Annotated in this window: 20 protein-coding genes; all 20 read right to left on the bottom strand. The window is 56.2% G+C overall.

The genetic code is table 11. The annotated features are described in order from the left end of the window. Positions 1–7: 7 nt before the first annotated feature. Entirely contained in the window at positions 8–1,084 is a 1,077-nt protein-coding gene (locus AC1DUB_RS24025; protein WP_477731671.1) for an alkene reductase, read from the bottom strand. A gap of 68 nt (positions 1,085–1,152) precedes the next feature. Next, positions 1,153–1,938, bottom strand: coding sequence for an SDR family NAD(P)-dependent oxidoreductase (locus tag AC1DUB_RS24020; protein ID WP_477731670.1), 786 nt, complete (start codon positions 1,936–1,938; stop codon positions 1,153–1,155). Positions 1,939–2,099: 161 nt separating this feature from the next. After that, the gene (locus tag AC1DUB_RS24015; protein WP_477731669.1) at positions 2,100–3,080 is read right to left on the bottom strand and encodes a Bug family tripartite tricarboxylate transporter substrate binding protein; all 981 of its coding nucleotides are present in this window, start codon (positions 3,078–3,080) and stop codon (positions 2,100–2,102) included. Beyond that, positions 3,077–3,976: an SDR family NAD(P)-dependent oxidoreductase gene (locus AC1DUB_RS24010; RefSeq protein WP_477731668.1), complete on the bottom strand. Its 900-nt coding sequence runs from the start codon at positions 3,974–3,976 to the stop codon at positions 3,077–3,079. The genes AC1DUB_RS24015 and AC1DUB_RS24010 overlap by 4 nt, the downstream gene beginning before the upstream one ends. A gap of 19 nt (positions 3,977–3,995) precedes the next feature. Next, a complete protein-coding gene (locus tag AC1DUB_RS24005) occupies positions 3,996–4,466 on the bottom strand; it encodes a MaoC family dehydratase (protein WP_477731667.1) in 471 nt (156 codons plus the stop codon). 276 nt (positions 4,467–4,742) lie between these two features. Then, entirely contained in the window at positions 4,743–5,150 is a 408-nt protein-coding gene (locus tag AC1DUB_RS24000) for a VOC family protein (protein ID WP_477731666.1), read from the bottom strand. A gap of 116 nt (positions 5,151–5,266) precedes the next feature. Further along, the gene (locus AC1DUB_RS23995; RefSeq protein WP_477731691.1) at positions 5,267–6,106 is read right to left on the bottom strand and encodes an alpha/beta fold hydrolase; all 840 of its coding nucleotides are present in this window, start codon (positions 6,104–6,106) and stop codon (positions 5,267–5,269) included. Between the two features lie 70 nt (positions 6,107–6,176). Further along, complete coding sequence (locus AC1DUB_RS23990) at positions 6,177–6,926, bottom strand: ABC transporter ATP-binding protein (RefSeq protein ID WP_477731665.1); 750 nt, start codon at positions 6,924–6,926, stop codon at positions 6,177–6,179. Continuing rightward, positions 6,927–7,685: an ATP-binding cassette domain-containing protein gene (locus AC1DUB_RS23985; protein WP_477731664.1), complete on the bottom strand. Its 759-nt coding sequence runs from the start codon at positions 7,683–7,685 to the stop codon at positions 6,927–6,929. Then, positions 7,682–8,704, bottom strand: coding sequence for a branched-chain amino acid ABC transporter permease (locus AC1DUB_RS23980; RefSeq protein ID WP_477731663.1), 1,023 nt, complete (start codon positions 8,702–8,704; stop codon positions 7,682–7,684). Before AC1DUB_RS23980 ends, AC1DUB_RS23985 begins: the two co-directional genes overlap by 4 nt. Then, a complete protein-coding gene (locus tag AC1DUB_RS23975; RefSeq protein WP_477731662.1) occupies positions 8,701–9,567 on the bottom strand; it encodes a branched-chain amino acid ABC transporter permease in 867 nt (288 codons plus the stop codon). The genes AC1DUB_RS23980 and AC1DUB_RS23975 overlap by 4 nt, the downstream gene beginning before the upstream one ends. Positions 9,568–9,576: 9 nt before the next feature. Beyond that, positions 9,577–10,806, bottom strand: a complete 1,230-nt coding sequence (locus tag AC1DUB_RS23970; protein WP_477731661.1) for an ABC transporter substrate-binding protein — start codon at positions 10,804–10,806, stop codon at positions 9,577–9,579. Positions 10,807–10,847: 41 nt separating this feature from the next. Continuing rightward, positions 10,848–12,257 (bottom strand): phenylacetate--CoA ligase family protein, encoded by a 1,410-nt coding sequence (locus tag AC1DUB_RS23965; protein WP_477731660.1) that lies wholly within the window; start codon positions 12,255–12,257, stop codon positions 10,848–10,850. Between the two features lie 498 nt (positions 12,258–12,755). Further along, the gene (locus tag AC1DUB_RS23960; RefSeq protein ID WP_477731659.1) at positions 12,756–13,625 is read right to left on the bottom strand and encodes an oxidoreductase; all 870 of its coding nucleotides are present in this window, start codon (positions 13,623–13,625) and stop codon (positions 12,756–12,758) included. A gap of 116 nt (positions 13,626–13,741) precedes the next feature. Next, a complete protein-coding gene (locus tag AC1DUB_RS23955) occupies positions 13,742–14,497 on the bottom strand; it encodes an SDR family NAD(P)-dependent oxidoreductase (RefSeq protein ID WP_477731658.1) in 756 nt (251 codons plus the stop codon). 22 nt (positions 14,498–14,519) lie between these two features. Next, positions 14,520–15,497, bottom strand: a complete 978-nt coding sequence (locus tag AC1DUB_RS23950) for a Bug family tripartite tricarboxylate transporter substrate binding protein (protein WP_477731657.1) — start codon at positions 15,495–15,497, stop codon at positions 14,520–14,522. A gap of 69 nt (positions 15,498–15,566) precedes the next feature. Next, positions 15,567–16,415 (bottom strand): SDR family NAD(P)-dependent oxidoreductase, encoded by an 849-nt coding sequence (locus tag AC1DUB_RS23945; protein WP_477731656.1) that lies wholly within the window; start codon positions 16,413–16,415, stop codon positions 15,567–15,569. Positions 16,416–16,552: 137 nt separating this feature from the next. Continuing rightward, a complete protein-coding gene (locus AC1DUB_RS23940; RefSeq protein WP_477731655.1) occupies positions 16,553–18,580 on the bottom strand; it encodes an FAD-dependent oxidoreductase in 2,028 nt (675 codons plus the stop codon). Positions 18,581–19,271: 691 nt separating this feature from the next. Continuing rightward, a complete protein-coding gene (locus AC1DUB_RS23935; protein WP_477731654.1) occupies positions 19,272–19,721 on the bottom strand; it encodes a YybH family protein in 450 nt (149 codons plus the stop codon). 19 nt (positions 19,722–19,740) lie between these two features. After that, on the bottom strand, positions 19,741–20,667 hold the full coding sequence (locus AC1DUB_RS23930) for an NAD-dependent epimerase/dehydratase family protein (RefSeq protein ID WP_477731653.1): 927 nt from the start codon (positions 20,665–20,667) through the stop codon (positions 19,741–19,743). Between the last annotated feature and the right edge of the window lie 1,416 nt (positions 20,668–22,083).

The raw sequence follows: 22,083 nt of genomic DNA, 5'->3' as shown, positions 1-22,083 counted from the left end.
GCAAAACTCAGGAAGCAGTCGGATAGTCGGTGTATCCTGGTGTCCCGCCGACATACCAGGTAGCCATGTTGTCTGGCGCAAGCGGCAAATTTGCGGCAATCCGTTTGGGGAGATCTGGATTCGAGATAAACGGGCGGCCAAATGAGATCGCGTCGGCCAGCCCGGCATCCAGAGCAGCTTGGGCCTTGAAGCCATCGAAGTCAGAGTTCAGCACAAATTTGCCGTTGAACGCCTTGCGCATGTAAGGGGCAATCGGAGGCCTTTCTGCTTTTCCGTTGGTGCCAGAAAATCCAGGTTCACGCACCTCAAGGAACGCGATCCCTAGTTCCGAGAGCGCTCTAGCCGCAGCCTCAAACAACGGCTGCGGGTTGCTGTCGTTCACACCTTGACGTTCTTCGTTTGGTGAGAGCCGTACCGCAGTCCGCTGAGCGCCTACCGAATTCACGACCGAAGCCACTACCTCACACAAGAAACGAATTCGGTTTTCCACTGTTCCGCCGTATTCGTCAGTCCTGAAATTTACGCTGTCACGCAAGAACTGATCGATGAGGTAACCGTTGGCAGCATGAATCTCCACGCCATCGAATCCGGCCTCGATCGCATTCGAAGCTGCGACATGATAGTCATTGCAGATCCTTTTAATGTCCGCATGCGAAAGCTCGCGGGCTTCGGCGGAAGGCAACTTTCCTTCATAGGTTCGAATAAGCCCCGGAAAAGATGTCGCCGATGACGATACGGGCTGGCCACGGCCCGGAAGACTCGGATGGACCATTCGCCCCATATGCCAAAGTTGGCAGAATATCTTCCCCTCTTGTTCATGCACCACAGATGTGATCAGCCTCCAGGCGTCAATTTGTTCCTGGTTCCATATCCCAGGGGCATTAGGCCAGCCAAGTCCCTCAAGCGAAATTCCCGTTGCCTCCGAAATCACAAGGCCAGCTCCTGCGCGCTGCCGGTAGTACTCGATCATCATGGGCGTGGGCACGTGATCGGCGGTGCAACGTGCCCGCGTCAGGGGCGCCATCAAGATCCGATTCGAGATTTCGACTAATCCTAGTTTCATGGGTTCAAATAAGTTAGGCATTTGATGCTCCAGAATAATTAAAAGTGAGTGGTTAGATAAGTCAGTTCTTGTGGAAGCTACGTCTGGATTCAGCTTGTGACCAACCCACCGTCGACGTTGTAGCATTGGCCGGTAATGTTTCTAGCGCCACTAGAGGCTAGAAATACTGCCATCGCCGCTATATCCTCAGGCGTGTTGGCGCGGCCAATGGGTATCATTTTTTGTGCATCCAACACGATTTCTTCCTTGGTCATACGGCGTTCCTGAGCCCTTGATTCGAGGACGCTCAACGCGAGCTCTGTAAGTGTTGCGCCCGGGCAGATTGAATTGACATTGATGTCATGGCGCCCCAGCTGCTGCGCTGCTGTTTTGGTCAGGGCGATAACGGCGCCTTTGCTCGCGGCATAAACCGCATTGGAAGTCCCGGGAGCGCCTCTACCGCCGGTCGATGCGATGTTGATGATTCGCCCACCATGTCCCTGCCTGATCATTTCTCGCGCAGCGGCCTGAATGCAGAAGAACACGCCCTTGGCATTGATCCGGAAGGTGTGATCCCAATCGTCCTCCACGAGATCCATGATGTATGCGGGACGCGTGACTCCGGCGTTGTTCACAACGATGTCGATTCGGCCGAACTCCTTGACCGAGCGCGCCACCATGGCGCCAATGTTTGCCAAGTCTCCGCAATCAGACTGAATGGCAATAACGGACGTTCCCTTGGCAGCTACCTTATTGGCTGTTCGGATAGCCCATTCACCATTGATGTCAATCACCGCCAGACGGGCACCCTCGCACGCATAGGCAAGTGCAATTGCCTCGCCTATGCCCGCTCCAGCGCCGGTTACCAGCGCGACTTTTCCCTTCAAAGCGTTCATGAGCATCCTTGTTTGTATTTCGCGCCGCGTGACTCCTGAGGCTCGCACGCGCTAACGGTAAAAAGCAGGGTTGCTGGCCGTCCTTGACGACTACAGCATTCAACTACGTGGTGGCGACACGGAGAGGACTGGGGGCAGGAGAAAGCGGTAGCTTCAAAAGCCTACTGTTTCTCGTACTTCAGCTCAGACGCCAGCTTTCCCATGTCCACATATTCCTTCCGAAGGTATTCAGTCCATGCCTCGGGGCTGGTATAGGTCGGATCAGATCCTTCTGCACGAAAGCGCTCGCTCAGGTCCTTGCTCTCCTGTGCATACTTCAATGCAGCGGAAAGACGCTGTATGGCGGCCTTAGGAGTACCGGTGCGCACAACCAAGCCGAGCCACATGTTGTGGGTGAAGTTGTAGCCCAACTCCATGAAGGTCGGAACGTTCGGCAATGGGACCAATCGGTTGGCCGAAGTCACTGCCAGAGGTCTCATCCTGGCGCCGTCGATAAATCCTTTCGTTCCCACATACGCATCAAAGCCGAAATCAACGCGACCCGCCGCAATATCCGGTTGGGCGGGTCCAGATCCCTTGTATTTGATCTCCGTCGCGTCTTTGATGCCTGCTGCCTGAAGAAATTGCGCCGCGGCAATCTCTTGCGGCGTACCCGGCCCGCCAGTTGAATAGTTCAGCTTGGATGTCTTGGCACGCGTCACAAGGTCCTTGACGCTCTTATCTGGTTGATCGGCGCCAACCAACAGAACAACCGGCAAGGTGAGCATGTTGCCCAAGCCTGTGAAGTCCTTCACCGGATCGAAGCCGGGATTGAGCCTTATGTAAGGCGCAAGCGAAAAGCTTGGGGCCTGAGCCAACACCGTGTAGCCGTCGGCGGGCGCGTCTTTCGCGACGCGAGTGCCTATCATGGTTCCGTCGCCCGGCCGGTTATCCACGACCACCGGCTGCCCAAGTTTTTCCGCCATTTTGATGGCAATCAGCCGCGTCGTCAGGTCGAGTCCGCCTCCAGTAGCGGCTGGCACGATGATGCGGACGGGCTTGTTCGGGTACTCATCCGCAGCTAGGGCTGAAGTTGCGACGAGTCCGAACGAAGCTGCGACCAATGCGCAAAAAAAGCCGCACTTCAATGATTTCTGCTTCATGTTGTCTCCATTGAGTTTTGCCGCGCAGCAACGGCCTTGCGCACATACCGGACACTTTGTTCGATCGCATCGGCTATGCGCCTGGAACCATTCATATCCGCGATTTCGTCGAAGCGTTCCGCAATGCCTTCCGGACTCAGTTGATCACCGGAAAGCACGACTCCCTCGCTTTCGATCATTTGGGCCACTGCAAAGCACCCGGCCCCCGCGCCAAGGATGACGCCGGTCGGCGCCTCCTCACTGACAAGAAACAACAATCCAGGGGTAACAGTTTCGGGAGCGAGCCAGGTCAGGTCATCTTTGGAGAGAATTCCTTCGGTCATCGGCGTCGCAGCGCTTGGGGCCAAGGAGTTGACCTTGATCCCGTTCTTTGCACCCTCCATCGCCAGGACATTCATCAACCCCACTACGCCTGACTTCGCAGCGCCATAGTTGGATTGGCCGAAGTTTCCATAGATACCAGACGCAGAAGTGGTCATCACAATCCGTCCATAACGTTGTTCACGCATGATTTCCCAAACCGCTTTCGAGCAGTTAACGGAACCCATCAGATGAACGTCCAGAATCAATTTGAAGTCTGCCAAGCTGCCTTTGGCGAAAGTCTTGTCCCGAAGAATGCCGGCATTGTTGACCAGCACATCGACACGGCCCCACATCGAAACGGTCTTGTTGACCATCTCTTGAACCTGCTCGAAATCACTGACACTGGCAGCAAGAGGAAGCGCCTGGCCTCCCGCACTGCGGATCTCGTCCGCGACTTTTCCGGCAGCCTCCAGTGAGAGGTCGTTTACAACGACCATGGCGCCACGAGCGGCCAGGCCCATAGCGTGTGCTCGACCAAGTCCAGATCCAGCGCCCGTCACGATAGCGATGCGATCATCAAAACGAATGCTCATTTCTTTTCCTTTAGGTTGTTTACTTAAATTGGCATAAAACGATCCAATCAGCGATCAATGCCGGTCGATCGTCCCCTTCAACTTCGACGGTCACTCGGTATACGATCCGAATGCGCCCTTCGTCTTGCTCAGCAAGCTCCTGCAAAATGAACCGCCCGCGCAATCTAGATCCACTGGAGATCGGTGACAGAAATCGAACTCTGTCGAAGCCATAATTCACTGACATCAGAACGCCCTCGACCGGAGGTACGGCTTCACCAGCGAGCATGCTGAGCAGCGAAAGACTGAGAAATCCGTGCGCAATCGTCCCTCCGAATCCGCCTTCACTTCGGGCGCGGTCCGCATCTACGTGTATGAATTGCCAGTCTTCGGTGACGTCGGCGAACGCGTTGATCCGACTCTGCTCAATCGAATGCCACGGGGAAATTCCGAGTTCGGAACCGACACGTTTACGCAGATCGGCGAGCGAGACGAGGGCTAGGGCGGTCATTTCTTTCGTCCTGCTACTGCTTCTCTGCAATGCCAGGAAATCACGCCAGGCGTTGGGGACCCCAGAAATGGAAGCAGTTTTCTCATACGCTCGCGCAGTGATGGAGGTACCGCACGCAGTCCACGTTCGATGCAGACGCTTGCATAGGAGGGATCACGTTCGAAGCGTGAAATATCTACCCGCCATCCCATTCCGATCATCAGCCACTTGAATTCGACCAGGTGCACTAGTCGCCCGTTCAGTTCTGCTTCGGATCCGACTATTCGCATCGGTGGCTCAAGCGCTTGGCTCATATATCTCAACCTGAACGCCGTGCAGCTGCTTGGGGTGAAGGAAATTCACTGCCCCAAAAGCACCTTTGGCCGATGACTTTAGCAGCGGGTTGAAACCTTTCGCCCGAAACCTCTCGACGTCGGAGTCGAATTCATCGACCTCGACAGATAGCAGGAAAACTCCCTCACCCTTCTGGTCGAGGAATTTTGCAACGGAGGTGTTCTCGTCTTTGGAAGCGATCAGATTCAAGTGAAACCCATTGAGATTGAACGCCGAGCCCAGCAAACCAGGAAACGCAAAGCCCTCCTCACCGACTGGCTGACTCTTGACGCCGAACGCCATCTCGTAATTCAGCGTAGCCTTTTCAAGATCGCGTACGGCGATGTTGATTCCGTAGATGCCTTTAATCATGATTTCCTTTCATTTAATATATTGACTCATTGGTTTATTTACTGGACTTTGTTGTCAGTTTTTTGAGCGTATCGAACCAGCGATTGCCCGGGGGCGACTTATCGCACCATGGAGCTCTACTCAGCTACTCTTGCGCCCCGTGAAAAATGCTTGTTGAGGAAGTCGAGAGTCCCGACATTGAATATTTCGTTGCGGTCCCCGGGAATCATGTGGCCCGCCCCCTTGACCTCGAATACCTCCAGTTGCGGCAAGTATTCGCGTAGCACTTGCACGCCCTCGTCGGTAACGACCTCGCTGTGGGTTCCCCGTACCAGTAGTGCGGGTACTTTGATACGCTGGCACAGTCGATGCAGATCCGAGGTCAACCGGTGAGGTTGCACCAGATCGGATCTCCTGAAGAAATCGGGATCCCAATGCCAGTAAAACCGCCCGTCGGTGTGCCGTCTGAGGTTCTTCATGAGGCCTCTGTGATCTCTAGGGCGCGGACGGGTAGGGTTGTAGTCAGAGACCGCATCGGCTGCTTCGTGCAGCGAATCGAATCCTGACTCGTGACGATGAAGGAAGTCCAGGATCTTCTTCGCCCCAGATCTTTCTATGCTCGGTACGACATCCACCAGGACAAGCGCGCTGGCGACATTGGGCGCCTGCCCGATCGCGTGAATGGCGGTCATCCCACCCATCGAGGCGCCAATCAACGCGGGCTTCGTCGAAAGCGTCCCCATGACCTCCTGCAGATCCCCGGACAGAACGCTAAGGCTGTAGTTCCCTGCGACCGACCAATCGCTTTCGCCATGCCCTCTTGCGTCGAGGCTGATCACATGAAATCCGCGCTTTACCAATTCAACCATCGTGCCTCGCCAAGAATGTCGAGTTTGTCCTCCGCCATGCAGGAGGATGACCGAAGGGTTCAGGCGCGCCCCGCCTATGTCGGCTGCGATCCTGGTCCCGTCAGACATCCTGAAATAGTGAGTAGCCATTAGTTTTCAGTGAAGAAGAAAAATTTCCCACACAGGATGCCGGTCGAAGTCATAGCACCTTGGAGGTTGTTTCATGAGCATCGTTACTTGGGTCGGACATTCCCAAGAGGCGCAGATATTCCGCTTCGAGGGCGCCCAGGCCATGCACCTCGTCGGACATGGTGCCTCGGATGAGAACGTATCCGCGGTCAACCTGACGCCCAATCAAGCGAATCGAGGGCTCGGCAATGATGACCGCGATGCCATCTTCAGCTAGTTGCTTGATGACCTGGACCACCTGCTCCACGATCACTGGTGCGAGACCAAGCATCGGCTCGTCGAGCAACAGGGTCTTGGGGCTTGTCATCAGTGCCCTGGCCAACGCAAGCATTTGCTGCTCTCCACCGCTCAGCTTCCCAGCGGAAACATTCCTTCGTTCGTGGAGGATGGGAAAGCGCTGCAAGGCACCTGCCACCTTATCCGATCCCAGCGAGAGCGCGTCCTTCATGACCTGCAGGTTCTCCTCCACCGTTAGACGAGGAAACACTTGCCGCCCCTGGGGAACGAGTACAAGTCCAGCCTTCGCCCGCGCAGTGGGATCAAGGCCACTAAGCGACTGGCCCGCAAGCACTACTTCGCCTGACGCCTGCTTAATCCCGCCAACAAGTGCATGAAACAGACTGCTCTTGCCCGCACCATTGGGGCCAACGATCGCCGTGACCGTTCCGGGTTCTGCAACGATGCTAGCTTGGCTCACGGCTTCGACATTGCCGTACCGCACGGCTAAACCGGTTGCCTTCAATACGGACATCCCTGCCATCTAGTGGACTCCTATGTATGTTCGCCGGAACACCTGACTGTCGAGGCATGTCTTGACGTCGCTATCGATAACGATCTGTCCTTGCGACAGAAGAGCCATTCGATCGACCAGCGGTGCCAGCAGGTCGATGTTGTGGTCGACCAGGAGAACGGCACAACCTGAACTACGCAGCTCTTGGAGCGCTTCAATGATTCCCTCGATTCCGCTGTCACCAACACCGGAGAACGGTTCGTCCAAAAGAACAACTTTTGGCTCCTGCATAAGAACGCGCGCGATCTCCACGAGCCGGTATTCGCCAAAGGTGACATCGGATGCGATGCGATCAATGTCCTTCAGCGCGACCCTGCGGCAGACTGCTTCAGCATCTGTGAAGCAATCGTCATAGGGATGGAAGATCCCCTTGACGACTTCCGCAAAAATCTGGCCCATCCCGCCCAGTTTTTTCACGGTGCAACCCGTGATCACGTTTTCCCGGAGCGTCAACTCACGGGCCAGTTGAGGGTGCTGGAAGGTCCGCGCCAACCCTTGGCGTGACCGGTAAACAGGATTGACTCCCGTCGTCAGGTCCTGCCCCAGATAGATTGCACCGGAGTCCTGCGATTGCTGGCCAGAGACGATGTCAATCAAAGTGGATTTGCCGGCCCCATTTGCCCCCACCAAGCCCAGTATTTCGCCACTTCGCACATGCAGATTCACGCCCTGCAGAACTTTCACTCCACCGTAGGACTTGAAGAGCTCCTGGCATCGAAGCTCGTTCATACGTGCCCCCGCCTGAAAGTCCGTCCCAAACCAAACTTCCCAAGAAGACCACCGATCAAACCCAGAACGCCTTTAGGAGCAACCAGAAGGATTACCAGCGCGAGCACGCCAAAGGTCAGCACTCCAGGGCCTGCGAAGAAATCATAGCCAAGCGTGACCACGACGACGATCAGTGCGCCCAGAACAGACCCCCATGGCGTAGACATACCGCCAAGAATTGGCATGAACAGCACCAGAAAAACGACTTTGACAGCAAAGGATTCGGGCAAGACAAATTGATTCATCAACGCCAGAAAAACGCCAGCGAGCGACGCGATCCCTGCACCAAGAGCCAGGCCGATCGTCTGCAGGGCGGCAACCGGGACGCCGCAAGCCAATGCCGCAGGCGCCGACTCGCGCTGCGTGCGTAGTGCAATGCCGACGAACGACGCCCTGAAGCGCGCGATCCCGCAAGCGATCAGCCAAACCAGCAGCGAGCCAGCCACGATCAGCTCCGTCCGACCCATCACCTTCCCCAACAACACCAGCCTTTGGATGTTCCCAATTCCTTCAAGACCACCGGTCACGCTAACGGTACGTACCAGCCACGTGAAAACCGCCACGCCAAACATCATCGTYGCCACGGCCAGGTGAAAGCCGGAAAGACGTGCAGTGACCATTCCAAGCAGGGTAGCGGTGACCATGGAGAGTGCTATGCCCATGATCGGAGCCAACCACAAACCTGAAGGTCCGTGCTGGCCCATAAGGGCGACAGAATAGGCACCGATAGCGAAGTAGGCGTTGTAAGCCAGTGAAAGTCGACCTCCAAGTGCGAGCGGCACGTACATCCCCAAGGCCAACAGCGCATAGATGATGACCAGGATCGCAAGGTCTTGTCGATAAACCGCGCTGCCCACAAAAAGTACGAACATGGCCATGAGGGCAAACCCCGAACCAGCCTCGAGACGCAGCGTTGTGTTCAATGTCCGGCGAAATTCCGAAGGCCGTCCGTTAGCGGTCAGCTGATTTGACGTGTTCATGTTCTCACCCGAACAGTGAAGATTCCCTCGGGCCTGACCGAGAAAATAAGCAGAACCAGCGCCAACAACACATAGTCGCGCGCGCCACCGCCCAGGTACCACATGGACAGCGCTTCGATCAGCCCTAGTATCAAACCGCCTACCAGACCCGCCCACGCGTTGGCACTACCTCCAATGACAAACGCGATGAAGCCCGTGATCGCAAAGCTCAGATGGGAATGAAAATTCAGTGGTACCTGGGAAACCTGCAAGATACCTGCGATTCCGCAGACGAGCCCTGTCGCCAGTACCGCCGCAAATTTGATACGCCGGATCGGAAGGCCCAGCACTTTGGCGGCCGGCTCGTTGTCCCCAACAGCTCGGAGCATTCGGCCATAGCGCCCATGCTTGAGCCACGCGGAAGTGACGGCGAAAACGCATACTGAAATGGCCAGCGACCAGACGAGCCGCGATTCGATGATGCTGTCTCCTACCGTATAGACAGTTTCGAACAGCATGCGCGATGTGATGGGCCGTTTTCCAAAAACCAAGCCCGCCGACTGCTCGATCACGAACATCAGCGCAACGATCGCAACCACCGCGCCAAAGTCGTCGCTGCTTCGGGCCATGATGGGCCGAAGAATGGCTGCTTCAGCGATCCATACCAGGACTACCGCCGAGGCAAGCGCAATCGCAGCGCCAAGCAGCCACGGGCTTGACCCCTCGCCAACCAGCCGGGCCATGGACATGCCCGCAAACATGACGCTGGCACCAATCGAGAAGTTGACGGCCGTCGTCGCGCGAATGAACAAGAAGTACCCAAGCGCCACCAGGCCATACAGAGCGCCCGCGCCAAGCCCGGACCAAACAATTCCGAAGATCATTTTCGGGCTCTACTTCGATGGCTGGTAAACCGACCACAGCACCGAAGGCTTCTGATTGGCGAACTGGATGACTACGAGCATCTTCTCGCTCGCACCGTTGTGCTTGCCCTTGGCGAAGCTCAGCGTGTTACCGGCCTGACCCAAGGCTGAAGGAAAGTTCGAGACGCTCTCGACGGCATCGCGAAGTTTCGTGCCGTCGGTCGACTTCGCAGCATTGGCGGCAGTTTTGATCAACATCAAGCCATCCCACACAGCGGCTTGCACCCAGATGAAGGTGTCAGCACCATATCTCGCTGTATAGACCTTCTTGATCTGTGCCGTGTTCGGGTTACTGGGGCCGCTGGGATCGACGACCAATGTGCCATTGACCGTGTCTCCGGCAAGTTCCCAGATCTTCGGCGTGACCGACAGGCCGCTATTGGCCCAGCGCTGAGCCGGCACGCCGAAGCGAGCCAAGCTCTTGTAGAGCGCTGCCTGCTCGGTAGGGGAGGAAATGGCGTCAAACACTACGTCGGGCTTTTGCTCCTTCATCCGCAGGACAGGAGAGTTAACGTCGGAAGAGCCAATCTCAACCTGTTCATCTGCTACCGTCGTGAAACCCGCTATCTCCCACGTCTTCCGGTAGGAATCCGCAACCGCCCGGCTCGTTCCCGAAGTATCGGAGATCACGGCGACCTTCTTGAACCCGAGTTTCTTCCATGCATTGATATAGGCAGTTGCGCCCAACTCATTCTGAGGAGCCACCGTAAAGATGTAGTCATCATTCGGCGCCTGCACCAAGCGGGAATTTGTATTGGTCGGAGCAATGCAGAGGATTTTTTGTTCGCTACAGACAACCCGTCCCTGGGCAGTCGCACCAGAACCTGAGAGGAAGAGGAGGACGTTTGCACCCCGCTCGACAAGGCGCCTCGATTTCACGATGGTGACGTTGGGGTTGTTTTCGTCATCCTCATAAAGCACCTGCACGGGCTTGCCGAGGATACCGGGCGTGTTTCCCACGACAGGACCAGCGTATCCCAACTCGCCCTTGTTGATTGACTCTACGAACACCTTGACAGCCTTCACCGCCTCCTGCGAGAAAAAACTGGCCGTTCCAGAGCGATCTTCGATGACGCCAAGCACAATGGAATCGCTCGTCTTTTTCTCCTGGGCAAGCGCTGGCGAAAGCATCGTGCCGAGGAGGTTTATTGATGTAGCTGCACATGCAGCCCACAGGATGGACTTACTTTTTATCAACATATTTGTCTCCAATTATTTGGTTATGAAAATGTCCCCGCTGTCTACCTCTTGCGAAGATCAAGCAACCGACGGGGCTTGTCGCTTGACTTGGTGAATTCGTCCAGTGCCCCCATCTCCACCACTTCGACGGCAACGCGCGCGCCCAGATCTTTTTTCAACGCTGCCGCCAGATCTGCCGAAAGGAGTTCCGCATCGACGTCGATGGAGCGACGCTCGACCCTGACGATCATTTCCTCGCGCTTGCCAAGTCCCTCGCCAAGGTACTGAACCACGCAAAGGAATTCACCAGTCGTGCGTGCATCTTTTTTCACCGCACCCTGGCAACTCATGGGATAGATATTGGTTCCGCGCAACTTGACCATCTCGTCAATGCGCCCAAACAGGGCCGACAGCTTGCGCGTCGAAATCCCGCAGGCGCATTGGGACCGTGGGTAAGTGGTCATTCGATCGCGCTGGTCGTAGCGAATAAACGGCGGCACGGATCGGTACAGGCTGGTAATGACCGTGCTACCCGGTTCGCCGTCAGGAAGCAGCTTGCCGTCGACATCACAGATCTCGACGTAGCTTGTGTCTTCATTGATGTGTTTGTGGTTCTGATGCGTGCACTCCCACGCCACCAGTCCGGCCTCGTGCGACCCATAGTTGTCGTAGACAGGGGCGCCCCAAGCATCTTCAAGCCCTTGACGCAGACTTCCGTCGGTATCGGGGCCGAGGAAGGTGTACAGGTACTTCGTGGGCAGTTGCCGCAGATCGAATCCCATCTCTTTCGCAACGTGGGTCAGACGTCCGAGATAGTCGCCTTGGGCATACCAACCGTTCGTTCCCCATGCCTTCGCATATTCCAGTTGACGCTCACTGGAAGTGACGTTGCCGGCGCCGGTCGTGAGGGGAACCGCTCCCAGCCAGTTGAAAACGGCGGTGTTGGCGGACCAGCCGGAGTTTGACAGGGACGCCGTATACGGTATCTGAATGATGTCGCCAGGGCGGGCCCCTTGGGCGTAAAACCCGCGCGCTGTCTGAATGCCCTGGACTTCCCACGCCAGGGGGTCAAACAATGTGACACGTGGCATGCCAGTGGTGCCGCCACTGGTCTGAATTTTGAGCGGCATCTTGCCGAACCCGGCAAGGCCAAAAGGGTGATGACTCCCGAAGGGAGGCGCTGCTTCAATCGCAGCTTTCAAGTCATCGCTGTTGAAAGTCGGGATCTTCTGGATATCGGCTAGGCTTTTGATGTCACCAGGCTGGAGCCCGGCGCGGCTCCAACGCTCACGATAAAAGGGCACATCCCAGCCCTCCTTCACCCGAGCAAGAAACCGCTTGTTCTGCAGAGCGTAAAGCGCGTCAGCGGACAGGACTCCCACCTTGCTCGCATACAGCGGCGGCGGAGGATAGTCCTCGATCAGTTGATCCCAGTCCAGCGACTTGCAGTAGTAAGGAATTGAATCGCTCATTTGTATGCTTGTCTCGTTGTGTGTGCAAAGCGTGAATCTTTGTCGGCCCATCGACACCGCCTGATGCATGTCAGGAGAGTGACTTCTCGGCAAGCCACTAAGAGCCGAATCGGTCACATCCCGCGCCATATTTCTGACTTTATTGTAATTTCTTTCGACTGTAGTGTCAACCAATAAGATAACGTTTTGTCTGCGTCATTAGTAAGTGAAAACCCTTGAATAAACAGTCAGACATCGTGCGGTTTCTTTAGTGCTTGAAATGGCAACGCGCCCTTCTCCATCATGGGCGGATGATCAGTTGCTGAAAGCGGAAACGACGCCTTACGAGATCAGCGGGAGCGGAAGAAGTACACAACAGGATTGTCAAAATACGGGAGCCGGCGCATTGCATGCGCCAGCGAGTGCCACCTCCAAAGTGCTTTGAGGCTGGATTGGATGCCGTCACCTGTGCGGTTGACCCCGCGGCGCGGTGCCAACTGCCCGTGGGGCCGGCGTGAGCTACTCGCCTTTGGGGAAATCGGCCCCTCGTGACACGGATTCCCATTTTTTTATTTCTTCACTCACCGTGGCAATTTTTGCTTGCGCGCGCTCGACAGCGTCGCTCCCGAGGAACAGCCTCAGCGGTGGCTCAGCCGCATGTACGGCCTCGATGATGGCCGCCGCCGCCCGTTTCGGATCGCCGGCCTGCTTGCCATCATTTTTGCGCACGTGGGAAATTCGGGCTCCGGCGGTTTCTGCGTAATCGGTGATTGATTCCTTGGCCGCGTGCAGGGAGTGCCCGGCAAAATCGGTGCGGAAACTGGTAGGAGCAACAATGGTGACAGCAATCCCCAGAGGGTTCAGCTCCCCTGCTGCCGATTCGGAAATGCCCTCGATTGCGAATTTCGTGGCTGCGTAGAACGAAGCACTGGCAATCCCGACGAATCCGAATATCGAGGACATATTCAGAATATGCCCCTGCCTTCGCTTGCGCATCCCGGGCAAGACAGCCTGCGTCATGGCAATCAAGCCGAACAGGTTCGTTTCAAACAACTTTCGGTACTCGGTGTCGTCACCCTCTTCGAAAGCCGTAAGGTAACCGTAGCCGGCGTTATTGACCAGCACATCGATTCTGCCAAACCTGTGTTCCGCATCGCGCACGGCAACCGCAATCTGGTCGGGCTTCGTGACGTCCAGTCGCAAAGCCAGAGTGCGATCGCCGTGTGCTGCGATCAGATCCTGTAGCGTGGCTGGATCGCGCGCTGTGACAACCGCCCGCCCTCCCCTGGCCAGAATGAGTTCGGCCAATTCACGGCCGAAGCCGGTAGAACAACCGGTGATAAACCAGACCGGATCATTTCCCACCATCGCCATTTGCTTTTCCTTCATTTGAGAATCAAAAAGGTCGCCCTGCAAACCAGGTTCATCCTGACAGCCAAAAATGCTGACACACGTGGACTGCTAGCTGTCGAAACCTCTCAGTCGATCTGCACGAAAATCCGGACTCAATTCATGACCGAGGCCGCGCCGCTGTCGACAGACAGGATTTGCGCAGTGACCCGACGGGATTCATCCGACGCAAGATAAACCGCCATTTGCGCCACATCCTCCGGCTCGACAAAGCCAAGTAGGTGGCGATCTGCCAGCTGGCTAGATCCCCAACCATCGGCCATCCTGGCCGCCACCCTTGGAGTGAGGGTCACACCTGCAGCGATGGCGTTGACCCGTATCGCATATTCGGCATATTCGGCCGCCATAGAGCGCGTGAGAGCTGACACCCCACCTTTGGCCGCGGTGTAGCAGTCACGACCGGGCAATGCGATGAGCGCCACTATCGACGTCATGTTGATCACGGAGCCGCCGCCCGCCTTGATCATTTCCGGCAGTGCGTGTTTGCAACAGAGGAATGTTCCAAACAGATCCAGCTTGATCGCACGCCAGAACTCTTCCTCGGGCGCATCTGTCACCCTCGCGTCGTCCGGTGTGGAACCACCTGCAAGGTTGCACAGAACATTGATCTTGCCGAAAGCTTCCATCGCACGTTCGACGGCAACCCGGACATCAAGGCCCTTTGTGACATCGCATCCCAGGGCAAAGGCTTGTCCTGGCGGCGCACCTGCGACGGCATTGGCAGCAAGTGTCACGTCGATATCGGCTGCAATCACACGTGCACCTTCTGCCAGGAAGCGCTCGCATATGCTTCGACCGATTCCGCCAGCGGCCCCCGTGACGAAGGCCACTTTTCCGTCAAGTCTGTACATTCGATTTGACAATCAGTTCCGGCTATTGCTTCGGAATGCCTGCATCGTTGACTGCCTTGATATAGAAGTCACGATCATCACGAAATGTGTTGGCCAGCTCGTTCTGAGGCATATCCTTGTATGTGATCTGCATATCTTCGAAGGTCTTTTTGTTGGCGGGATTGTTCATGACCTTTCGAATCGCGTCTGCTAACTTCTTCGCAATCGGTTCTGGCAACTTGGCTGGCCCAAAAATCGAGAACCAGGGAGCCGGAAACTTATCGACACTCGAAAACCCCAGCTCTTTCAGGGTGGGCACTTCGGACAATCCCGGCATTGGGCTGCGTTCGCTGCGAATGTTTGCGACGGCGAGGATCTGTCCGGATTTCACATATTCATAGACGGACGGCGTTCCTATGAGAATATCAACTCGACCACTGACCAGATCCAGAACACCCGGCGCTTCCCCCTTGTACTGAACCGGCTCAACTTTGATGTTCAATGAGTTGAACATATAGGCTTGGCCCAGATAGCTTGTTCCCGACATCGCCGCGTAGAAATATTTGCCGGGGTTCTTGCGGGCCAACTCGACGAATTCTGCAAACGTCTTTGCAGGCACGGATTTGCTCAGGTAGTAGTACAGGAATAACTGCATTGGCGCAGCCAATGGCGTGAGGTCTTTCACCGCGTCATAGGGAACCTTCGTCATCATCGCGGGGGCGACCGTGAGGGCACCATTTCCTGCGAACAGCAGTCGATAACCATCAGGCTTCGCGCCGATGACATCATTGGCCGCAATGATCCCATTGGCTCCAGGCTTGGGCTCGACAAGCACCGGTTGCCCGAGCTCTTTGCTGAGCTGTTCTGCAATCAGCCGTGGCAGCGCGTCAGGCACGCCTCCCACATACGGCGAGACCAGCGTGATCGGCTTTGTTGGATATTGAGCCCAGGAGCTGGCAGATGATGCCAGCACGATTGCAGCAAGTAATGTCTTTCCAATTGAACGTCCGAGCAAAAGCATAACAGTCTCCTTTTAGTTTGTTAAGCCGCGATCGGTTTCATGGGTCGCGGCGCCTGTCAACTGACGAATTCACACTTTGGTGTCAGGAGTGATGGCCTTGCTGCCAATACCCGGCCAGCCAATGGGCCGCACCGACTCGTGGCCCGTGGCGTCTGCTTCGGGCGTCCACGTTGCAGCCACCACGCGTTTGCCGTTCGGAGAACCAGGCCCTTCGCCGACGAACCACAACAGGGGCGGCACCATGGCCTCGGGTTGAACCAGAGTGCTTCGGTCAAAACCCATGTCGTTGGGGACCATTGCCGTGTCCGCCGCCCCCCCGGGTACGATGACGTTGACCGTGATGCCACTTCCCTCGAGCTCCTGCGCCATTGCCGCAGAATGGGCTTCGAGCGAGGCCTTGGACCCGCCGTACGGCACAAAGCCTGGCCGCATCATCGAGTCGTTGCTGGTCGTCACATTGACGATCCGTCCCCAGCCTGCCCTGCGCATGCGTCGGGTCGCGTGCATGGCGAGCAGCAGGGGCGCCACTCCGTTGACGTTGAAGAAGAGCCGGACGAGGTCATCAGGCACCTCCTCGAATTTGGGTGGGTCGTTCAGGTAGTTCTTGCCGAGGGCGTCCGGACCGATGCCAGCGTTATTTACAAGAATCTCGATGCCTCCGAGGTCGTTGTCCGCAGCAGCCAGGACTTTGGAAACCGCATCCTTCTCTGTCAGATCCAAGGCAAGGCCAAAGGCACGATCACCTTGACCTGAATTTCTGGCGATGTCCAGCGTGTCCTGCACCGCCTCTTTGCGCTGATCGACGATAAGGACAGAGTGGCCGGCGTTGAGCAGGCCCAGCGCCATGGCGCGTCCGAGGCCCCGCCCAGCCCCGGTGACCACGGCTTTCCGGGAGATTGAAGTTTCTTGCGAACCCATGATGGTGTTTTCCTTGTGGCTATTGAGCAGATGAATGGGTTGCGGGGCGCCGGTTTCAGGGCCAGTCGCATTTAGATGAGATCCAGATTCGACTCGCTCACAGACACAGCGATGACGATGTCATACGGATCCCCGCTTCAAATCATCCATCCAATTCGCTCGCCGTCCTGCACGGCGTCATCAATGCGCCGCGGCGCTATGGCGTCACCGATCGCGTAAAGCTCTTCGACTTCACCTTTGAGGTCGCGGTAGAGGTCGTTTTCGGCGACATTCCCCATCGCCAGGATGACCGTGTCAATTCCGCTGAGCTTCGTCACTTCACCGCTGTATTTGTCTTCAAGCTCGACCTCGTGACCTGCGACTCCGTTTAAAAACAATGAGCTGCGGACCTTGACGCCCTTTTCACCGAGCCTCTTGTAGACCTCACGCGCGTGATCGACGCCAAGATCGCGCCCCGCGAAAAAGTGCGAGGTCACGATCTCAACCGTGTGGCCTTTATCGGCAAGATGCTCGGCAACATAGATTCCAGAAAAGTGCGGATCCTCATCAATGAGAACCACGTTTCGGCCGATGGTCTCGGGCTGCTTGAATACGTCCCACACCGTGAGCACATTCGTCTGGTCCATCCCCGGAATGGTCAGTATCGCCGGACGGGAACTTGAGAGGCCTGTCTTCTGCGGTTTGGAGCCAGTCGCCACGATCACGGCGTCGGGCTTAAGTGCGAGGATCGCCTCCCGGGTTGCCGTGAAGCCCAGTCGCACATCTGCCTTCATTTTTGTCAGGCGGTGTGACTGCCAGCGCGTGACCTCGATGAAGTTTTTGCGGGTTACCATCTTTGCCGTCATCCGGTTTTGCCCACCAAGCTCAGCCGCTTTTTCCAGAAGAGTGACGTGATGGCCGCGCTCGCTGGCGATCCGGGCGGCTGCCATTCCTGCAGGGCCTCCACCGACGACCACCACGCGTTTTTGCTTCTTGGCCGGCCGCATCGTGCCCATGCCCAGTTGTGCCTCTCTGCCCACAGCCACGTTATGAAGGCAGGCCACGCCCTTGCCAGATGAAACGCCCATCAGGCAGGACTGGTTTGAATAGGTGCATGCACGGATATCGTCGAGGTCACCTCGAAGCGCCTTGTTCGGAAGTTCCGGGTCCGAGATCAACGCGCGGCACATGCCAACAAGATCTGCCTTTCCTTGGACAAGAACACTTTCAGCCAGCTCCGGCGAGCCGACCCGTGAAACGACACAGATGGGAATGCCAGGAACGGCTGAGCGGATGTCTTTTGCCAGATCCGCGAACTGGGCTTCTGGCGCGGTCATGTCGGCGATCCAGCCTGGATACTGGAGGTAAGTCATGCCGCTGATGTTGAGGTAGTCAACCAGTCCAGCCTCGGCCAGCCTTTTGGCGATTTCGCACGCCATGGACAAATCAATACCGGTCGGTTCGAAATCGCTACCGTTCATACGCACACCCAGCACGAACTTGGGGCCCATGACCTGACGGATGCCTTTGAGAGCGTCAATGAGAAACCGCATGCGGTTCTCGAGGCTGCCGCCGTAAGCGTCGGTTCGATGATTGCTTACGGGTGAGAGAAATTCGTGCAGAAGATAGCCTTGGGCCGCGAAGATTTCCACCCCATCGGCGCCGGCCTTGGACATATTGATGGCGGCGTTCACATACGTCTCCACGTGCTCCTCGATATCCTCAACCTCCATCTCTTTCGGGATCTGCTTGGTCTTTGGACATGCAATGGGCGACGGCGCCAGAAGCGGCATGTTGTAGTTGATGGTGCCCGGACCAAAGAACTGCCGTCCGCCCGCATTGAGCTGAGAGATGAATTTCGCACCATTGTCATGAACGCCGTCGATCAAGCGCCGGTACGTGGGCAAAAGTTGCTCGTCGTTTGCGGAGTCGAGGCCACCGAGCTGGGTCAGTTCCAGCGCCCCGCCCCAGCTTCCATACTTCTTGTAGGAAGGTGGGACGATGAAGTTGGACATCACGATCAGGCCGACACCGCCTTTTGCTCGCTCAATGTGGTAGTCCGCTACGCGGTCGGTATTGCTTCCATAACCCGCTGCGAAGAAGACGCCATGCGGCGGAAGGACGATTCGGTTACGTACGGTCATCTGCCCGATTTGCAGGGGCGTAAAGAGATGTTTGAACGACATGGACGTTTCTTTCCTGTGGGGACAAATACGATCTAAGAATCTTGACTACGGATGTCGATGTTCTGCAAGCCATCGGACCCAAAAACCGTCACAGGGAAACTGCAAACTGTGACTGCACAGGATGACTGCTTACATGGTGACGGCTCCATCGATCGCGTGCTGAAGCCCGTTGTCTTTGCATTTTATTTGACTTTATAGTCACAATATTAGACTTATCTGTCAGATTGAGTCATCGGGAAAACCCTTGCCTTCTTTTGTTTCCGGAAAATGAGTCTGGGGTCGAGCTCTTCACGTGATTTCTTCGCTCTGTAAATAAGCTCGCGCCCTCTCGATTCAGGTCGTTCCCGCGGTCTCAAGGAGCGTGCAGTTGGCGGCGCGCCAACCCGGGTAGATGAAGCGAATCGAAATTCGCTGACATGGATGCGTCTATGAAGGTGTCGGCCGCTGGGTATTGCAATGCCTTGAAAGACTCAGCCAGGAATCTCAAGACCGGCATGGCGGCGATCGAGCACACATTTCGGGCCATCGATGGGCCGGTACCTCACCTCGATGCGAGATACAGGAGACAGGATCGGGGTGATCGGTTTGCGTGCATGCGCTCTCCGAAGAAATCCGTCGACTCGGGCTAAAGGTTGCATCTGTCCTGTGCCGTCGGTCTCGCACGTTCAGGTCCGGTTTGATTTACCTCAAGTCATTGCGGAATTGACGGTTGGTCAGGGATTGGAGAAAAGTGATGCTGAAGGATCTTCCACTCCTGGCCACGTTCCACTAAAACCAACGAGGTGCGCATGGTCGTCCCGGTCTGTTTACCGCCCTTCAGCCAGAACTGAAAATCACCACAGCCCTGCGCCAGGTAAATGTCGGGCGCGAGTCGGATCATGATCTGATCTTTGAATTCCAGCCGGGTCGAGGCCAGAATGTCTGTGTAAGAGTCAAAGTACCGCCGCATTCCAGCATTGCCAATTGACATGCCAGGTCGGCCGCCATACATCACTGCGTCTGGCGTATACATCGCTGCGAGTGCTTCGACATCCCAGGTCAGCCCAGCCTGGTTCCACCGGTCTTGAATTGTCCGAAGGACAGACTGCGCCTCTGCGGTGGCGTCTTCGGTCACGCCCACAGGTGTAAGGGTTTGGATCATCGAGAAACTTCCAAGGCAATCAGTCGAGGGCTGTCCCGTTACGAACCATTTCGATCATCCGTGCGACCCGCGTTTCGTACGGCAGGTACTCAACGCCGAACTCCTTCAGCACGCGCGAGTGGTCGTACATGTAGGCCACGGCGTCTTTTTCCTTCACGTGGCCACCGGTCTCATGCTCGAATGTGATATCGGCGTCGGGGATATGCTTTCTAACGATCTCAGCAAGCTGACCAAGACTCAGGGACTCGCCCCCGGTGTTGTAGACGGGAAAGTCGGGCCGGCGCTTTTCTGCAATGCGAACGAAGACTTCCGCCACATCGTCGGCGTAGACAATGGACCGCATCTGGTCTCGGTACTTGAACTGCACGCATTCTCCTCTGGCCGGATTCACAATGCAGGCCACATGGTCCATCGAGCCCAACAGCTTGTCTGTTCCGGAGATGTTGCCTGGACGAACGGCGGTGATCGTCATGCCGTGCTTCTCACGGTATTCCTTGGCTTGCCATTCATTGAAAACCTTATGCACCGCATATTGCATTTCAGCGATATGGGCGTCGTCTTCGACCAATGGACGATGACCGTAGTGGCGCTGCCCGCCATTGACTGCAATGGAACTGCAGAACAAAACCCGGTCCACGCCAGCCAGACGCGCGGCCTCGAAGCAGTTGTCCGCTCCGAGGATATTCACCCGCATCGCGGCCCGGGGCGCGAAGTCTCCCACCAGGAAACCGAGGTTGATGACCACCTCGGGCCGGTAAGTGAGGAATGCGGCCATTACGTCCTCAAACTCTGAGACATCGGTACGGATACTGCGGACCTGAGACTCAAGATCGCCGAATTCTGCGCGGGCGATGTCCATGCAGATCACCTCGTGGCCATTCGCCGCAAGCTTGCGGATTACTCGTCGGCCGAGAAAGCCGGCGCCGCCAACAACACAAACGATCACTTTTTCACCCCTTCAGACAGAACCATTGCGCTGGATTGCGTCTTGGATTCGTTAAATCTAGATCGTGTTGTGAATTCAAGATTTCCCCAACTTTGTTTGACTAGTTAGTCATATTATTAGACTTATACGTCAGATTAAGCCCACGGGAAAACCCTCGCACTTGCCCATCGGACGAGCGACGAAAACTGCATAGTGTTTGTGCTGCCGAAGCTTGGCTTGATGTTCCTGCTGAGCTGAGCATGGATTTCATGCATCAGTACCTGAAACTTCTCTTTTAGCGACGCCGGTGACAAAGCACTGAATCGCCCCCCTTACCACCTAGGCGGTGGGCAGGGTGATTTGCCCCCGCCCGAAGTAGCTGAAGACGCAACGCAACAGTTAGCGTTTTGCGCACCAGCTATGCACGCTGCGCTAACAAGCCATTAAGCCAGGTTCAGATCGTCATGCCACCTGAGACTTCAATTGCTGCACCGTTGACAAAACGGCGTCATCGCTTGCGAGAAAAGCGCAGACACTGGCGATTTCGTCGGGGGAGCCCAGGCGCCCCTGCCAGCAAGGAAACCTGTCGGTAAGTAAAAGCAGGGTCACCGGGTAGAAAATCGCCACTCGAGACAGCCACGTGGCTGACCGGAATTTGCACAACCTGTTGGAACTCACCACTCGGGAGAGTCCTTTTTCCTCACCCCTGCATGTGTGTCATTTTCTAGCAGCAACACAATGGGGTCATTTCAACGCGTTGCTGTAGCCTGCTAAGGGCTCAAATTGCCAAGCGCACCGACATGGTCAGCGGTACCTGCCAAGCGCATTGGCGTTAGTGGTTATTGGTGCTGCTTTCCTACTTACCAAAACACCCCATTCTCGGAGGTAGGCGAGTTTTGGGCCCACGCAGTCTTACCCCAAGCAATTGGCAATGCTGTGTTGCGCACGCAGCCAGCAAAATAGTTTGATATTGGCAGTGCACCTTGCGAAAGATTGGTGTGGACCATGCCCGCTCCTCCTCCAGTCATATCAGTCATTTGTGCTGCTGCCGCAATGCATTCACCGGCAAATTACTGCTTGCTGCAACGTGCGGCTGGTGTAGGAGGCCGTATGACGCAGCGCGCGACGACGTACGTTGCTCGGGACACCGCGATGCGAATACACCAAGAGTTGCCGGCACAGCGGTTCCCCAACGAAATCGCGCCAATATTTCCGGTCAATTCTGCTGAATATTCACTATCTCTCTCGCGGTGCCCGGCCTACCGTGTTAGGTATCGCATCCGGGTTGGCAATTAAATTGCCCTGGTGCACACCGATAAGCGCAGCGTGCCGTTGGAGTTGATTAGCAACTACTACCAAAGGAGTATTCAGCCATGACAGACCTGAACATCGAATTCAAGCTTGATCGCATCCACTGCCACGACGAAGGTGACGGCC

It is taken from the genome of Polaromonas sp. P4_F9 (assembly GCF_056401235.1).
Note: the sequence above shows the minus strand (reverse complement) of the source record. Positions and strands in the feature narration are given on the sequence as shown.

Excerpts from the sequence above, each read along its gene's own strand:
- AC1DUB_RS24025 (WP_477731671.1), bottom strand. The coding sequence starts at position 1,084 with ATGCCTAACTTATTTGAACCCATGAAACTAGGATTAGTCGAAATCTCG.
- AC1DUB_RS24020 (WP_477731670.1), bottom strand. The coding sequence starts at position 1,938 with ATGAACGCTTTGAAGGGAAAAGTCGCGCTGGTAACCGGCGCTGGAGCG.
- AC1DUB_RS24015 (WP_477731669.1), bottom strand. The coding sequence starts at position 3,080 with ATGAAGCAGAAATCATTGAAGTGCGGCTTTTTTTGCGCATTGGTCGCA.
- AC1DUB_RS24010 (WP_477731668.1), bottom strand. The coding sequence starts at position 3,976 with ATGAGCATTCGTTTTGATGATCGCATCGCTATCGTGACGGGCGCTGGA.
- AC1DUB_RS24005 (WP_477731667.1), bottom strand. The coding sequence starts at position 4,466 with ATGACCGCCCTAGCCCTCGTCTCGCTCGCCGATCTGCGTAAACGTGTC.
- AC1DUB_RS24000 (WP_477731666.1), bottom strand. The coding sequence starts at position 5,150 with ATGATTAAAGGCATCTACGGAATCAACATCGCCGTACGCGATCTTGAA.
- AC1DUB_RS23995 (WP_477731691.1), bottom strand. The coding sequence starts at position 6,106 with ATGTCTGACGGGACCAGGATCGCAGCCGACATAGGCGGGGCGCGCCTG.
- AC1DUB_RS23990 (WP_477731665.1), bottom strand. The coding sequence starts at position 6,926 with ATGGCAGGGATGTCCGTATTGAAGGCAACCGGTTTAGCCGTGCGGTAC.
- AC1DUB_RS23985 (WP_477731664.1), bottom strand. The coding sequence starts at position 7,685 with ATGAACGAGCTTCGATGCCAGGAGCTCTTCAAGTCCTACGGTGGAGTG.
- AC1DUB_RS23975 (WP_477731662.1), bottom strand. The coding sequence starts at position 9,567 with ATGATCTTCGGAATTGTTTGGTCCGGGCTTGGCGCGGGCGCTCTGTAT.
- AC1DUB_RS23970 (WP_477731661.1), bottom strand. The coding sequence starts at position 10,806 with ATGTTGATAAAAAGTAAGTCCATCCTGTGGGCTGCATGTGCAGCTACA.
- AC1DUB_RS23965 (WP_477731660.1), bottom strand. The coding sequence starts at position 12,257 with ATGAGCGATTCAATTCCTTACTACTGCAAGTCGCTGGACTGGGATCAA.
- AC1DUB_RS23960 (WP_477731659.1), bottom strand. The coding sequence starts at position 13,625 with ATGAAGGAAAAGCAAATGGCGATGGTGGGAAATGATCCGGTCTGGTTT.
- AC1DUB_RS23955 (WP_477731658.1), bottom strand. The coding sequence starts at position 14,497 with ATGTACAGACTTGACGGAAAAGTGGCCTTCGTCACGGGGGCCGCTGGC.
- AC1DUB_RS23950 (WP_477731657.1), bottom strand. The coding sequence starts at position 15,497 with ATGCTTTTGCTCGGACGTTCAATTGGAAAGACATTACTTGCTGCAATC.
- AC1DUB_RS23945 (WP_477731656.1), bottom strand. The coding sequence starts at position 16,415 with ATGGGTTCGCAAGAAACTTCAATCTCCCGGAAAGCCGTGGTCACCGGG.
- AC1DUB_RS23940 (WP_477731655.1), bottom strand. The coding sequence starts at position 18,580 with ATGTCGTTCAAACATCTCTTTACGCCCCTGCAAATCGGGCAGATGACC.
- AC1DUB_RS23935 (WP_477731654.1), bottom strand. The coding sequence starts at position 19,721 with ATGATCCAAACCCTTACACCTGTGGGCGTGACCGAAGACGCCACCGCA.